This is a genomic window from Rhodococcus sp. NPDC004095 (genome assembly GCF_053604015.1).
In genome coordinates, this window is record NZ_JBSGGS010000001.1 from 626,816 (window position 1) to 641,113 (window position 14,298).

The 14,298-nt window shown below is 69.6% G+C and carries 13 protein-coding genes; 10 read left to right on the top strand and 3 right to left on the bottom strand.

All coding sequences use genetic code 11. From position 1 onward, the window contains the following. Positions 1-114 precede the first annotated feature (114 nt). Positions 115-789 carry a TetR/AcrR family transcriptional regulator gene (locus ACWEPG_RS02840; RefSeq protein ID WP_450115309.1) on the top strand — a complete coding sequence of 225 codons (675 nt, stop codon included), beginning with the start codon at positions 115-117 and terminating at the stop codon, positions 787-789. Between the two features lie 279 nt (positions 790-1,068). Beyond that, positions 1,069-3,267 carry an RNA polymerase recycling motor ATPase HelR gene (gene helR / locus ACWEPG_RS02845; RefSeq protein ID WP_450115308.1) on the top strand — a complete coding sequence of 733 codons (2,199 nt, stop codon included), beginning with the start codon at positions 1,069-1,071 and terminating at the stop codon, positions 3,265-3,267. A 51-nt stretch (positions 3,268-3,318) separates the two neighbouring features. Here the strand turns inward: helR and ACWEPG_RS02850 are convergent, their stop codons facing one another. Both ACWEPG_RS02850 and ACWEPG_RS02855 read right to left on the bottom strand, forming a co-directional pair. Further along, the gene (locus ACWEPG_RS02850; RefSeq protein WP_450115307.1) at positions 3,319-4,110 is read right to left on the bottom strand and encodes a hypothetical protein; all 792 of its coding nucleotides are present in this window, start codon (positions 4,108-4,110) and stop codon (positions 3,319-3,321) included. A 147-nt stretch (positions 4,111-4,257) separates the two neighbouring features. Then, positions 4,258-5,082 (bottom strand): class II glutamine amidotransferase, encoded by an 825-nt coding sequence (locus ACWEPG_RS02855; RefSeq protein ID WP_450115306.1) that lies wholly within the window; start codon positions 5,080-5,082, stop codon positions 4,258-4,260. A 159-nt stretch (positions 5,083-5,241) separates the two neighbouring features. Between ACWEPG_RS02855 and ACWEPG_RS02860 the strand changes: the two genes are divergently transcribed. Continuing rightward, entirely contained in the window at positions 5,242-6,645 is a 1,404-nt protein-coding gene (locus tag ACWEPG_RS02860) for an outer membrane protein assembly factor BamB family protein (protein WP_450115305.1), read from the top strand. Between the two features lie 12 nt (positions 6,646-6,657). On the opposite strand, the gene ACWEPG_RS02865 is transcribed toward ACWEPG_RS02860, so the two are convergent. Further along, on the bottom strand, positions 6,658-7,665 hold the full coding sequence (locus ACWEPG_RS02865) for a hypothetical protein (RefSeq protein WP_450115304.1): 1,008 nt from the start codon (positions 7,663-7,665) through the stop codon (positions 6,658-6,660). Between the two features lie 129 nt (positions 7,666-7,794). Here ACWEPG_RS02865 and ACWEPG_RS02870 point away from each other — a divergent pair, with 129 nt between their 5' ends. The 7 genes from ACWEPG_RS02870 (at position 7,795) to ACWEPG_RS02900 (ending at position 14,239) form a co-directional block, all read left to right on the top strand. Next, entirely contained in the window at positions 7,795-8,493 is a 699-nt protein-coding gene (locus ACWEPG_RS02870) for a TetR/AcrR family transcriptional regulator (protein WP_452593818.1), read from the top strand. Next, entirely contained in the window at positions 8,459-8,917 is a 459-nt protein-coding gene (locus ACWEPG_RS02875; protein ID WP_452593819.1) for a cytochrome C5, read from the top strand. Before ACWEPG_RS02870 ends, ACWEPG_RS02875 begins: the two co-directional genes overlap by 35 nt. A gap of 170 nt (positions 8,918-9,087) precedes the next feature. Continuing rightward, positions 9,088-10,035: an STM4015 family protein gene (locus tag ACWEPG_RS02880; protein ID WP_452593820.1), complete on the top strand. Its 948-nt coding sequence runs from the start codon at positions 9,088-9,090 to the stop codon at positions 10,033-10,035. Next, a complete protein-coding gene (locus ACWEPG_RS02885; RefSeq protein ID WP_452593821.1) occupies positions 10,032-11,126 on the top strand; it encodes an STM4014 family protein in 1,095 nt (364 codons plus the stop codon). Before ACWEPG_RS02880 ends, ACWEPG_RS02885 begins: the two co-directional genes overlap by 4 nt. Beyond that, on the top strand, positions 11,110-11,979 hold the full coding sequence (locus tag ACWEPG_RS02890) for an STM4013/SEN3800 family hydrolase (RefSeq protein ID WP_452593822.1): 870 nt from the start codon (positions 11,110-11,112) through the stop codon (positions 11,977-11,979). The genes ACWEPG_RS02885 and ACWEPG_RS02890 overlap by 17 nt, the downstream gene beginning before the upstream one ends. After that, a complete protein-coding gene (locus ACWEPG_RS02895) occupies positions 11,976-13,340 on the top strand; it encodes an STM4012 family radical SAM protein (protein WP_452593823.1) in 1,365 nt (454 codons plus the stop codon). The genes ACWEPG_RS02890 and ACWEPG_RS02895 overlap by 4 nt, the downstream gene beginning before the upstream one ends. Before the next feature lie 2 nt (positions 13,341-13,342). Next, positions 13,343-14,239: an STM4011 family radical SAM protein gene (locus ACWEPG_RS02900; RefSeq protein WP_452593824.1), complete on the top strand. Its 897-nt coding sequence runs from the start codon at positions 13,343-13,345 to the stop codon at positions 14,237-14,239. Positions 14,240-14,298 lie beyond the last annotated feature (59 nt).

Genomic DNA, 14,298 nt, shown 5'->3' on the forward strand with positions numbered 1-14,298 from the left:
ATGCGCTGTAACTCTGTAACATTGTCTAGCATGTTGTGGCGGACGTCACAACATGTCCAGTCGGCGAAGGCTCGGTGAAACGAGGCGTAGCGTCGGCGCTTTCAGGAGGTGATCGTGAAACCCACGTCGTCCGCGCCCGTCGCCGCGAACGCGAAGTCCCTGCTCGAACGGGCGTACTCCGACGCCGTCGAGCAGGCCGACGACGGCGACCACACCCGAACGCGCCTCCTCGACGCCGCCTACGAACAGTTCTGCCGGATGGGGATCCAACGTTCATCCATGGACGAGGTGGCCAAGCGGGCCGGCATGTCCCGGATCACGATCTACCGGAAGTTCGAGACCAAGGACGCGCTGGTCGACCAGGTCGTCCTCCGGGAGTTCCGCCGGTACTTCACCCGATTCCTCGACGACATTGCACAGGCACGGACCGCCGCCGATCGAGTCGTGCTCGGCTTCGTGAGCTCTCTGCGCGCCATTCGGAGCAACCCCCTCATCGGCGGACTCATCGAGACGGAACCGGCACTTGCCGGTTCCGTCGTCGGCGGCGACGGCGGAACGCTCGCCGCGGTGCAACAGTTCGTCACGGGCCAGCTCCACCGTGAGCAGCGCGCGGGCAACGTGTCACCCGATCTGGACACAAACCTGGTGGCGGAGATGATGGTTCGAGTGTCGGCGTCGTTCCTCACCATGCCCAGTCGCATCATCGACCTCGACGACGAGGCCCAATTATCCATGGTGGCAAGGCAATTCCTCGTGCCTATGCTGGAGCCGCCGACCGCGTCGGCCTGACGTCGGCCATCCGCAATCAAGCACGCACTGCCGTGCGACTGGCGGATCCGGGGACGAGACCAGGGAGTACCAACTCCCTTCCACTTTCAACATATAGCGCACCGGGGGGCTTGCGGCAAGGCCCCGGTTGTGCCGCAGAATCGCTGACCTAACCGAGGACGACCCACCGTCGACACCGCCACGACCGGCGCCGACGGTGCGCACTCGGCACGGTCGGGCGAGACAGGCCGACGTGTCCGAGTGAGGGCGGGGTCGTCGCAGCAGCGAAAGTGGGGGCGAGTGACAACTCAGGGATACGAAGAGGAATTGCGGTCCGAGCAGGGCTACGTCGCGGGGCTCTACACGCGGCTCGACGCCGAGCGCGCCCGAGTGAAGGACAGGTACGGCGCGGCGTTGCGGGGACCGGTCGACCTCACGAACGGCGGGACACTCGTGGCCCGCGACGACGAGGTGCGGGCTCTGGCCGCGGAGGCGAGGCGACTGGACGTGGCCGACAACGGACTGTGCTTCGGCCGGTTGGACGCCACCTCGGGGGAACGTTCCTACATCGGCCGGATCGGCATCTTCGACGATGCCAACGAGTTCGAGCCGCTGCTGCTCGACTGGCGTGCGCCGGCCGCACGCGCGTTCTACGTCGCCACCGCCGCGAACCCGGAAGGCATGAGGCGGCGCCGTCAGCTCCACAGCCGCGGGCGACAGGTCGTCGACTTCACCGACGAGGTCCTCGGCCGCCCCGACGGCGGGGAGCGCGGCGGCCGGGGCGACGCCGCCCTGCTCGCGGCGGTCAACGCGCCGCGCGGCGACGGGATGCGCGACATCGTGGCGACCATCCAGGCCGAGCAGGACGAGATCATCCGCCTCGACCACCCCGGCGTGCTGGTCATCGAGGGCGGTCCGGGCACCGGCAAGACCGTCGTGGCGCTGCACCGCGTCGCGTACCTGCTCTACACGCAGCGGAAGCAGATCGAACACCACGGAGTGCTCGTGGTCGGCCCGAACTCGGCGTTCCTCAACCACATCGGCCGCGTGCTGCCGTCGCTGGGCGAGACCAATGTCGTGTTCACGACCACCGGCGACCTGGTGCCCGGCCTGCACGTCACCGCCGAGGACGCTCCCGACGCCGCCCGGCTCAAGGGCTCCCTCGCGATCCTGGGGGTGCTGGCGGCGGCGATCGCCGACCGGCAGCGACTTCCGGAGGATCCGCTGCCGATCGAGCTGTCGGGTGTCGCGCTGCGGATCGACGCCGAGACCGCGGAGTGGGCCCGGGACGAGGCACGCGCGAGCGACTTGCCGCACAACGAGGCCCGCGCGGTGTTCCGCGAGATCGTCACATACGTGCTCACCGAGCGCGCCATCGGCCGCATCGGGCGGGGGTGGCTGTCCCGGAAGGACAGCGGCGCCCGGGAACAGCTACGGACGGAGCTGGTCGCCGAGCTCGCGGACAACGACGGGTTTGCCGCCGCACTCGACGAACTCTGGCCGACACTGTCTCCGGAAACCTTTCTGGCACAGCTGTTCTCGTCCACCGATCGACTGCAGGCGGCGGGTGCCGACCGGTCGTTGTGGCGTGCGGACGGCGACGCGTGGACGGTGTCGGACGTGCCCCTGCTCGACGAACTGGCCGACCTGCTCGGCCGCGAGAAGTCGGTCGACCCGGACGAGGCGCGCGAGCGGAGAGCCCGGACCGACTACGCCGCACGCGTGTTGGACGGTCTGGTCGCCCGCGCCGATCACATGGAGGACGACGACCTCCGCCTGTTCGCCACCGACGTGTTGGACGCCGAAGGTCTGGCGGAGCGCTTCCTCGAGCGCGACACCCGGGAGCTCGCCGAACGCGCTGCCGCGGACCGCGACTGGACCTACCGGCACGTCGTGGTCGACGAGGCCCAGGAACTGTCCGAGATGGACTGGCGGGTGCTGATGCGACGCTGCCCGGGTAAGTCCTTCACGGTGGTCGGCGATCTCGCCCAACGCCGGTCGGCGGCCGGAGCGACCTCGTGGGCCACGATGATGGAACCGTACGTGCCCGGCCGCTGGGTCTACCGGCCCCTGTCGGTGAACTACCGCACGCCCGCGGAGATCATGACCGTCGCCGCCGCGCTGCTCGCCGAGTTCGCACCCGGCGTCCAGCCGCCGGATTCGGTCCGCTCCTGCGGCGTCCAGCCGTGGTCCAGGCGGGTCACCGCGGACGAACTGCCCACCGCCATCGAGGAGTTCGTTCGCGAAGAGGAGTGTCGCGAAGGAACCAGCATCGTGATCGGGCCACCGGGAGTGCCGGGCGCGGTGACGCCCTCCGAGACGAAGGGTCTGGAATTCGATGCCGTTCTGGTGGTGGAGCCGGAGCGGATCCTCGCCGGACCCCGTGGCGCGGCGGAACTCTACGTCGCCCTGACCCGCGCCACCCAACGTCTCGGCGTCCTGCGCCTGGGACCACTACCGCAGTCCCTGACCGGCCTCGCCGAAATCGGCTCACCCTGACGGAACTCGGGTGACGGGCTCGCCGGGTCACGACCGGACGGGCGGGGCGGACTACTGGCGTAGCAGGCTCGAACCGACTTCGGCACTTCCGACGCCCGGGTCCGCCGAGCCGGCGGACCCGGTCCCGCCCGCCCCGCCGGAGGCCGCGCCGTCGGCGGGTTCGCGCACGTAGCCGTAGATCTTCGACGGGGCGGTCGACGTGCCTCCGAAGTAGAAGCCCGCGAACCACTTACCGGTGCTGGTCGGGTTGTCGGGGCAGGAGCGGGGAAGCGTTGCGGTCTCGTGGATCTCGCGTCTCCGGATGGTGCCGTCGATCGCGAAGCGGTAGACGGAGCCGTCGATCTGGATCGAGTACCGCAGGGGCTCGTCGGCCGCGAGGTCGTCGTGGGAGAGGGTCACCAGCGCGACGTCCGGGTACTGATGCACGCCGTCGGCGTTGGCGTAGGGCACGAGTTCGAGTACCCGCGGCGACGTGTCGGTGCGCCACCGCCAGCCGAACATGGCGCCGTTGCGCGCCAGATCGATGTCACCGCAGTCCGAGAAGCCGGGCAGCTTGTTCCAGTCGAACTGGTCCTCGGGCTGGGTCGGCGAGGTGAGGACGTACTCCGCGGTGGTGGTCAGGATGAAGTCGTAGGTGCGCGACGCCCCGCCGGGGCTCACCCATCCCGCCAGGGGCCCGGACACGCCGGCCGGGCGGCCCACCACCGCGGTGTGCGCGCCCTTCTCGATCGTGTAGCTGGACCAGCCGGGAGGGGTGTCGGGGGCCAGGCAGCCGCTCAGCGCGGTGGCCGCGACCAGCGTGGTCGCGACGATGCCCGCCTTTCGAATGATCGTGCGGCCCATGGGTCACCCCTCCGATTTCGTCACGGGATGCTCCCACACACTCCTTTCCCGCACACCGTTTTTCCACGGCAGACGGAGTGACCGGGCGGCGATGTCGCCGAACCCGGCCCGAATGCCTCACGTCGTCAAGCTGACCGCAGCAGCCGCTCAGCGGGCGGGTGCCACGGGCTGAAACGGCCGGAACTCGTCGCGGCCGGACCGGATGACCCCGGCGTGCGCCTCCGGCACCTCCTGCCACAGGCCTTCGAGGTCGCGGAGCGGTTCGGACACCACGAACCGGGTGTCGTCGCCGTAGTGGCGCAACACCTCCACCTCCGGGTGGAGAGCTCGGACCTTCTCGATCGCGGTGGAGTAGAACAGCGACCGCGTCCGCTGCTCGGTCGAGTACCGGAACACCCACACGGAGACACCGTCCGTGGTGGCGATCGTCGCCTGCACCGGGTCCTCGACGCCGCACCGGGCCCCGACATCCTCGACGTATCCGACAGCGCGAGCGACCGCGGAGAACGGATCGTCGGTGAGGCCGAACGTCAGCGCGAGGAAGAACAGCATCTCGGAGTCGGTCGACCCTTCGATCGCGGGGAAGAGCACGGGGTCCACGGCCATCGCCAGGTCCCGCTTCATCTCGGCGAAGCCCCGCAGTTCCCCGTTGTGCATCCACAACCAGTTGTCACGGCGGAAGGGATGGCAGTTGCTGCGCTGCACGGCGGATCCCGTCGACGCCCGCACGTGGGCGAACAGCAGCGGCGTCCGGATCTGGTGAGAGATCTCCTTGAGATTGCGTTCGTTCCACGCCGGCTCGACACACTTGAACACCGCAGGCCTGGCGCCCTCCCCATACCAGCCGATCCCGAACCCGTCACCGTTCGTGGTCGTCGCCCCCATCTGCGAGTGCAGGCTCTGGTCGATGAGCGAATGGACCGGCCGGAAGAGCAGGTCCTCGACGAGAATCGGATCGCCGGAGTACGCCATCCACCTGCACATACCCCATTCAAACGCCCACCGAGCGGGGTGTGTCAACACCTACTCGTTCACCGATACCGAGAACACCCAACGCTGGTTGCAGCGAATCACTTTTCCGCCGCCGCATCCGCGGACGGCGGGCACCCCGTCGTCGGCTACCGTCGGTCGATGAGCTCAGCAGTGAGGGAACACTGGAAACTCGTCACGCTCGGTCTCACGCTCGTCGTTGCCGTCGGGGCGATCGTCACCGGCCTGCTCTCGGACCGCTCCCCGGTCGAGAACGCGCCGCGCGCCGATATCGAGCACGACGTGATCGACACTCCCCTCGGTGACCCACCGCAACACGCGTGGACACTCGACGTCGGACGGCTCACCGACAACCCCGGAGACGTCCTGCTGCAGATGCCGTACCAGCTCGATTCCCACTACGGTTACGGCGGACTCCTCGACGCCGGCGGCATTCTGATCGCTGCGACCGCCTACCCGCTTCCCGAGGTCGCGGGGCAGTCCGGCCGCCCGGTCGGTGCGATCACCCTCGTGGGAGTCCGCCCCGCCGATGGATCACCCGCGTGGAAGACGCGAGTGGGCGATGTCAGCCAGTGCACCCAGAAGGTCGAGGCGCCGGTCATCGCCTGTTGGGAGCGGCGCCGGATCGCATTCGTGGACACCACCTCAGGAACCCTGCTTGCCGAGCTCGGGACCGACTTCGATCTGAACGGCGCCCAAGTGGTGGGCGACACCGTCTACGTTTCGGGGTCCGTGACCGACGGTGCATCCGCCAAGCCGGTACTGACCAGCGGTACCGTCACCAACCTCACTGCGAACTTCCGGCGCACCTTCGACGATCTCGGTGAGAACGCATCGGTGTACGCGGTACCGGCCACCGGCGCGATCATCACGCAGGAACGGGGCCCGGGAGATCCTCAGTACGTCTACACGGTCTTCGACCTTGCGTCCGGGGCCGAGCGGTTCACGTTCGCCGGCGATTCACTCCAGCCGGTCGGGGACGGCCTGTATCTCGCCGCCCGTGGCGCACGGTCCGGGTCGGTCGGCACGCAGGACCTCCTCGCAGCCGACGGCTCGCTCGTCCGCGCGGTCCCGATCCCCGCGTACTCCCCGCAGATGTACCCGAGCAAGCCGTCGGTGACACCGCCGATGTTCCTCGGTGACGGCGCATACGATCCCGCGACCGGCGACGAACTCTGGCGCAGTTCGGCTCTGGTGAAGGAGGAATCCGCGGGGAGGGACACCGCGCTGGCCGCGGTCGTCGGCGGTACCGCGGTGGTCACCTCCCCGGTGTCGAAGACGATCACGGGCCTCGACCTGGCGTCCGGGGATCAGTTGTGGCAAACGCCGTGGGAGGACGCCTACTGGATCCGCGGCGGGGCGACGGACGGCGAGTACTTCGTGTTCGGCGACTACACGGGCACTCACTCGATCCGCGCGAGCGACGGGACGATCATGTGGTCGCTTCCGCTACCGGACGGCGTCGACCCCCGGCAGGTTCACGTCTCGGGTGCCGCCGGCAGCCTGATGGTGTCGTGGCTGGACCACATCGCCATCTGGAGATAGCCGCGGACGGCGTCACTGCCGGTAGTGCTCGGCCACGGCCGCGAACGCCGCCTTGGGCTCCCACGCCATGTCGGGGTAGGTCCGGCCGCGCCGGCCATCGAGGACCTTGACGATGCCGAAGCTGGCGAGGTCCAGGTCGTCACGCGGGTCACCGTCGGGGCGGTGCGGGTAGTTGTGGAGCGCGAAGAGGAACACGAACGCGCTGTCGACCCCCTCGGAGTCGAAGATCTCCAGCAGATCGCACAGGTAGGCGGCCTGGCCGTCCTCGTCTCGGGTGTACTCCCCGTTCAACCGGATCGGCCCACCGTCCTCGTCGAGCAGGGCGATCTCCATGCTGCGCGGCGCGACGTCGCCGGCACCGAGCCACGTTGCCGTACCGAAACCGGTGACGGCCACCGGCTTTCCCTGCGCAACCAGCGTGCGTACCCCCTCCCGGAACCGGTCGGCCACCTCGGCTGACCGGATCAACTCGATCGTCAGGTAGTCGAATGGCGTCCAGTCGACCCGTTCGAACGGTATGCAGGCGTACGTGACCCTGCCCCGGAAGCGCTCGCGCACCACCGGCAGGGCTTCACCGAAGAAGTCGTTGAGCCTGGTACTCACGTCGGCGAACCGTTCGAGTCGAGCGTCGGGGTCGCCCAGCAGGACCTCGAGCCGCTCCGACGTGCTCTCGCCCGGGACGAATCCTCGGTTCATGATCGTCAGCTCGACACCTGCGACGAACACGACCTCGGCGCCCTCGCGGCGGATGAGTTCCGCCCGCTCGGCGCAGTCGGCGAACAGCGCCACGATCTCGTCGGGGGTCAGTTCCAGTGGGTAGGGCGAGAACCAGACCTCCAGCCCCAACTCGGCGGCACACCGGGCGGCGAACTCGAGCCTGCCGGGATCACCGCCGGTGATCTGGACCGCGGTGCAGTGCAGGTCGTCGCGGATGATGGCGAGTTCGCGCCGAACGACCTCGGGATCGAACTCCTCACGTGACGGGCTGCCCCTGCGGACGAAGCCGGTGTCGTACGTCATGCCCTTGCCTCGCATCTGCGCGACCCCCTTGGTCGATTCGTCGATTCGTCGATTCGGGGGACACTAAGGCAAACACCTGCGTGCACGCAATATTGCGCTCGCGCATATTTTGTTTGGCATGATGGCCTCGTGACGACGAAACGACCCGGGTTGCGCGAGCGGAAGAAGCAAGCCACCCATCGCGCCCTGCGCGAATCGGCGCTGAAACTGGCCCTCGAAAACGGGCCGGACAACGTGCATGTCGAGGACATCGCCGCGGCCGCCGGCGTCTCGCCCAGGACCTACAACAACTACTTCCCCAGTCGCGAGCACGCGATCGTCGCCGCAGTCACCGCCGAACGAGAAGCACGGGTCGCGAAAACAGTTGCGGCACAGCCTCCACATGTCCGACTCTCCGAAGCCGTCACCCACGCCGTCGTCGAGCAGTACAGCGATCCAGGCGACCCGCGTCGCGACGCACTTCTACTGATCACCACCCGACCGGCCCTGCGCGAAGTGTTCCTCGGCACCACCGGCGCCATCGAACAACCACTCACCGACGCCATCACCGCCCGACTCGACGGCGTCGACGCTCGCACCGCCCGGGTACTCGCCGCCGGCGTGGCGGCCGCCGTGCGCATCGCACTCGAGGAGTGGCTGCAACCCACCGCCACCGGCCTGGTCCAGGTGTCGGGCGGGCTACCCGACCGGCTCCGCGCCGCGCTCGCGCCCCTGGCGCCCGCTCTCGATGCTGTCGGACACAGTCACTACGGTGCAGACGACGGTGAATCCGCAACGGAGAGGCCTGGCCCGGATGGATCCAATCGACCTGATCAGAAACGAGATTGACAAGCGCGGGCTGCTGACGGCGCCGTTTGCCGACGACGGGATCGTCGTCGGCACCGCACGGATGCACGCCGCCGGAAGCGACGTCACCGTGAACGTCGATCCCGAACTCGACGACAGGTCGGGCTTCGACACCGGTGTGCTCCTCGCCGGGGTCGAACGAGTCCTCACGATCACGCCCGCGCGATGGGCGGAGCTTGTCGACGCGGTCGCCGGCGAGATCGAGGACACCGTCGGCGATCGGGGCGTGATCGAGGCAACCGACCTGCGCGATGACCTGGCCCTGAAGTCCGTGGCCGTTTTCCACGACGCGGTCCTGCTCTCCTTCGTCGCGCCGAAGCAGTTCCCGGACAGCTGGATCCGGACCCAGCTCGACGAGGATCTCGTCGTCGACGACGTTGTCGTGGAGGAGAAGGATGACGACTAGCAGCTCGTTGTCGACTTGCGCGACTACGGGTTTCAGAGGCTGTGCGCGTTGATTGACACCCCAGATGTGAGTTTCGGCCCCCTGCCGGGTTACCCCGACGGGGGTTCATCTCGATCCTCCGAAGTCGGGCATAATGCCCGTCGAACCCACCCGAGACCAGGAGCGCCCCGGTGATCAGCGAGCTGCAGAACGAGTTCCACGGCCTTCCGGTCGTCGAGTTCCCCATCGACACCGCCCCGACCATCCCCACCGCGGGCCCGGTCGCCTGGCGGATCTCCGTTCCCACCTATGAGGCGCCCCTCGAGTGGCCGGAGGCGTTCGCGAAGTTCCGGGCCGCGGTCGATCCGTCCAGCGTGCAGGCCATCGTCGTCGGCGGCTGGTCCGACCCCTACGACAGCAGTTCGGCCGACGTCGTCGCTGCTCTCGTCGCCGCGGCCGCCGAACTCCCCTCGCTGCGGGCCCTGTTCATCGGCGACATGACCGGCGAGGACTGCGAGATCTCGTGGATCGTGCAGTCGGACGTCACCGCCCTCCTGACCGCGTTTCCCCGGCTGGAGCGCCTGGGCGTGCGCGGCGGCACGCAACTGGCGCTGAGCCCGGTCCGGCACGAGAACCTGCGCAGCCTGACGGTCGAGTCGGGCGGCCTGCCCGCCGACGTGGTCCGAGCGGTGGCGGCCTCGGACCTGCCGGCCCTGACCGACCTGGAATTGTGGCTGGGGACAGAGGAGTACGGGGCCGACGCCACCGCCGAGGACCTCGCCCCGATCCTCGCCGGCGAGAAGCTCCCGAGGTTGACCCGTCTCGCGCTCTCCAACAGTGACGAGCAGGACGCGATTGCGGCGGCGGTGGCCACCGCGCCGATCGTCCCGCGGCTGCGCACCCTGGATCTGTCCAAGGGTGTGCTGCTGGACGCGGGTGCCGAGGCGCTGCTCGGCGGACAGTCGCTCACCCACCTCGAATCGCTCGACCTGCATCACAACTACCTGAGCGACGGCATGCGGGACCGCCTGCGGGCGGCACTCGAGCCGTCGGGCGTGCGGCTGGATCTCGACGCCGGGAACGCCGACGAGGACGAGTACGACGGAACGATCTACCGGTCGGTCGCGGTCGGCGAATGAGCGGTCCACGCCTGGCGGTCGTGGGCAACCCGGACAACCGTCGCGTCACGATGCTGCTGGACGCCGCGGCCCGCGGCGGCATGCCGACCCCGCGGGTGGTGCCCTGGCGTGAGGTGCTCGGCGAGGGCGGGGCTCGGTTCGACCCCGACGAGTTGGTGCGACTCGACTCGCCCGGCGAGGATCCGGACGTGGACGCACTGCTCCGCGGACCCGGCGACCCGACTCGCATCGCCGACGGCCCCCGGTGGTACGCGTCGCTGCTCGCCGCGGTCGGAACCCTGCGTGGCGGGCGACCGCTGACCGATCCGGATGATCTGGCCGTGCTGTTCGACAAGCGGCGGTGCCACGCCGTCCTCGCGGACGGCGATGTCCCGGTGCCGATTTCCCCCACCTCGGGCGGCGCCGCGCCGTCCCCGCGGAGCTGGCCGGAGGTGCGGGAGTCGGCCGCGGCCGCCGGGCTGCGGCGATTCTTCGTCAAACCCGCGCACGGATCGTCCGCGGCCGGGGTGGTCGCGGTGGAGACCGCATCCGGTGGCCGGGTGCAGGCCCGCAGCAGCGTGGAGATCGCCGCGGACGGGGTCTACAACTCCCTGCGCGTGCGCCGACTCAGTGGAGAGGCCGAGGTCGGCGCCCTCGTGGACGCTCTGGCCGGGGAAAACCTGCACATCGAGGCGTGGCTGCCGAAACCGTCGCTGCGGGGCCGCGCCGCGGACCTGCGAATAGTGGTCGTGGCCGGGCGCGCCACACACGCGGTGCTCCGCACCAGCGCGCACCCGATGACCAATCTGCACCTGGGCGGGCAGCGCGGCGACCTGGATTCCGCGAGAGCGGGTTTCGACTCGTCGGGGTTCGGCTGGGAACAGGCACTCGGCGTCGCGGAACGCGCCGCCGCCCGGTTCCCGCGCACCCTGTGTGTGGGGGTGGACCTACTGCCCTCCGCGGACTGGCGCGGGGCGGCGGTGGGTGAGGTCAACGCCTTCGGTGACCTGCTCCCGGGCCTGAGCGGGCTCCCGGGTCGCGCCGACGGCCTCGACACGTACGGGGCGCAACTGGCCGCGATCGAAGGATGGGCCGATGATGCCGCAGCCTGACACGGTGATCGCCGCACACCCGGAATCGACTGCGCCGCAGCCCGACATGAACGCCGTCGTCGGCTCGGACGACATCCTGCTGATCACGCTGGACACCCTGCGCTACGACGTGGCCTGCGAGCTCGCGGCCGCGGGGCGGATCCCGAACCTGGCACGGCATCTGCCCGGCGGCCGGTGGGAGCAGCGCCATGCCCCCGGCAGCTTCACCTACGCCTCGCACCAGGCGATGTTCGCGGGATTCCTCCCCACTCCGGTGGGACAGGGGCCGCACCCGCGCCTGTTCGCGGCGGAATTCGGCGGGAGCGAGTCCACTGCCGCCGGGACCTTCGTGTTCGCCGAATCGAACCTGGTCGAAGGTCTCGCGGCGGCCGGCTACCACACCGTCTGCATCGGCGGTGTCGGCTTCTTCAACCGCCGGGGTGCGCTGGGTTCGGTGCTGCCCGACCTGTTCGACGAGGCGCACTGGTCTCCCGAACTCGGGGTGACGTCACCCACGTCGTTCGAGGCGCAGGTGGATCTGGCCGCGCGGGTCGTGGACCGGCTTCCCGCCGACCGTCGACTGTTCCTTTTCGTCAACGTATCCGCTCTGCACCAACCGAATTGGTTCTTCAGCGAGGGAGCCACTCCGGAGCACGGGGACACCCGGGCAACGCACGCGGCCGCGCTGGAGTACGTGGATCGGCACATCGGACGGCTGTTCGCCGCCGTGTCGAGCCGGCGCCGCTGCTTCGCGATCGTGTGCGCCGACCACGGCACCACGTACGGCGAGGACGGATACACGGGGCATCGCCTGGGACACCCCGTGGTGTGGACGGTGCCCTACGCCCACTTCTTCCTCGAGGGACCGAGATGACCGCCGTCGACCTGCCCCTTCCGGTGTCGCCGGACACCGTCACCGCGGATTACCTTCCGCCGTACCAGAACTACGTGTACGCGTACCCGCACAAGACGGCGTACCGGCCGCTGCACCCGCGCCCGGCCCTGACCGAACTGTGGGCGAACGAACCTCAGGACGCGCTGTCGCTGTACCTGCACGTGCCGTTCTGCGAGGTGCGCTGCGGCTTCTGCAACCTCTTCACCCGAGTCGGCGCACCGGACGAGCTGACCACCCGATACCTCGACGCTCTGGAGCGACAGGCCGAGGCGGTGCGCGAGGCCCTGGCACCGCAGGCGCAGTTCGCGACCGCGGCGTTCGGCGGCGGAACCCCCACCTACCTGACCGCGGGGGAGCTGGACCGGCTGTGCGACATCGCCGAAGGCATGGGCGCCGACCTGCGGGCGATCCCGCTGTCGGTGGAGGCGTCGCCGTCGACGGCCACCACCGACCGGCTCGCGGTGCTCGCCGAGCGCGGTGTCACCCGGCTCAGCCTCGGCGTGCAGAGCTTCGACGACACCGAGGCTCGGGCGGCGGTCCGCCCGCAACGCCGCGCAGACGTCGACGCTGCCCTGCAGCGGGTCCGGGACGCCGCGATCGCGGTCCTGAACATCGATCTGATCTACGGGATCGACGGCCAGACACCAGAATCCTGGGCCGCCTCCCTCGATGCCGCGCTGGCCTGGCGTCCGGAGGAGTTGTACCTGTACCCGCTCTACGTGCGACCGCTGACCGGACTGGCGCGCCGCGGCGGCGGCCCGGACCCGGACTGGGACGCCCACCGCCTGGACCTCTACCGCCGCGGCCGCGACCACCTGCTCTCGGCGGGCTACGTCCAGGAGTCGATGCGCATGTTCCGGCGCGCCGACGCACCGGATCTCGGTCCGAACGACTACGCCTGCCAGACCGACGGCATGATCGGACTCGGCTGTGGCGCAAGGTCATATACGAGAGCGCTGCACTACTCGTTCGACTACGCGGTCGGTGCGCACGAGGTGAGGGCCATCATCGACGACTACGTATCGGGCACCGTCGACAACTTCCGCCGCGCCGTGGTGGGCCACACGATGACCGAGGACGAGTCCCGACGACGGCACCTGCTGCAGTCGGTACTGCAGGTCTCGGGAATGCCGTTGGCGGACTACCGCTCCCGATTCGGGTCCGATCCGCACGAGCATTTCGGCGCCGAGCTGCACCGGTGGCTCGACCGTGGATGGCTCGACGCCGACGGGGACCGGCTCCGGCTGACCCCACTGGGCCTGGCGTACTCCGACGCCCTCGGGCCGGAGTTGTTCTCCCCGCAGGTGCGGGCCGCGATGGCCGAGTACGAGGGCCGCTGACGGTGCTGACCCTCCTGTACCGGGGTCCCCTGGCCTCGTGCGACTACGACTGTCCGTACTGCCCGTTCGCCAAACGTCGGGACACCCCCGAGCAGTTGCGAGCCGACCGCGCCGCGCTGGAGCGCTTCTGCGCGTGGGTGGCAGGCCAGGACCGAGAGCTGTCGATCCTGTTCACCCCGTGGGGCGAGGGCCTGGTCCGGTCCTGGTACCGGCGGGCGTTGGTGGAACTGTCCCGGCTGCCGCACGTTCGCCGGGTGGCGATCCAGACCAACCTCAGCTGCCGCACCGGCTGGCTCGCCGACGCCGACCGCGACGCGGTCGCGCTGTGGTGCACGTATCACCCCGGGCAGACCCCGCACGACCGGTTCCTCGCGAAGACCACCGAGCTCACCGCGCTCGGCGTGCGGTTCAGTGTCGGTGTCGTGGGACTGCCGGAACATCTGGCGGCCGCCCGTCGGCTGCGCGCCGACCTGCCCGATTCGGTCTACCTGTGGGTCAACGCCGCCGAGGGACACGAATACACCGACGCCGACGCGGCCGACTGGGCCGGGATCGACCCGCTCTTCGAGTTCAGCCGGCATCCGCACCGGACGCGCGGGCGTGCGTGCCGTACCGGGGACTCGGTGGTGTCCGTCGACGGCGCCGGCGCCGTCCGGCGCTGCCATTTCGTCCCCGAGGAGATCGGCAACCTCTACGACGGCACCTTCGAGCAGGCATTGCGGCCGCGGCCCTGTCCACTGGACGTGTGCGACTGCCACATCGGGTACGTGCACGCCGAGCAGCTTCCGCTGTACGACGTCTTCGCGGGCGGCGTGCTGGAACGGATCCCGGCGGAGCCGGTCTGGTTGTCGGCGGAGCCGGTGTGGTTGCCGCTCCCCGACGCGCCCGCACCTCGCTGACTGGTCGGCCGGGCAGCGGTGTCCACAGGTTCGGTACCGTTCGGTGTCGGCCCGCGACC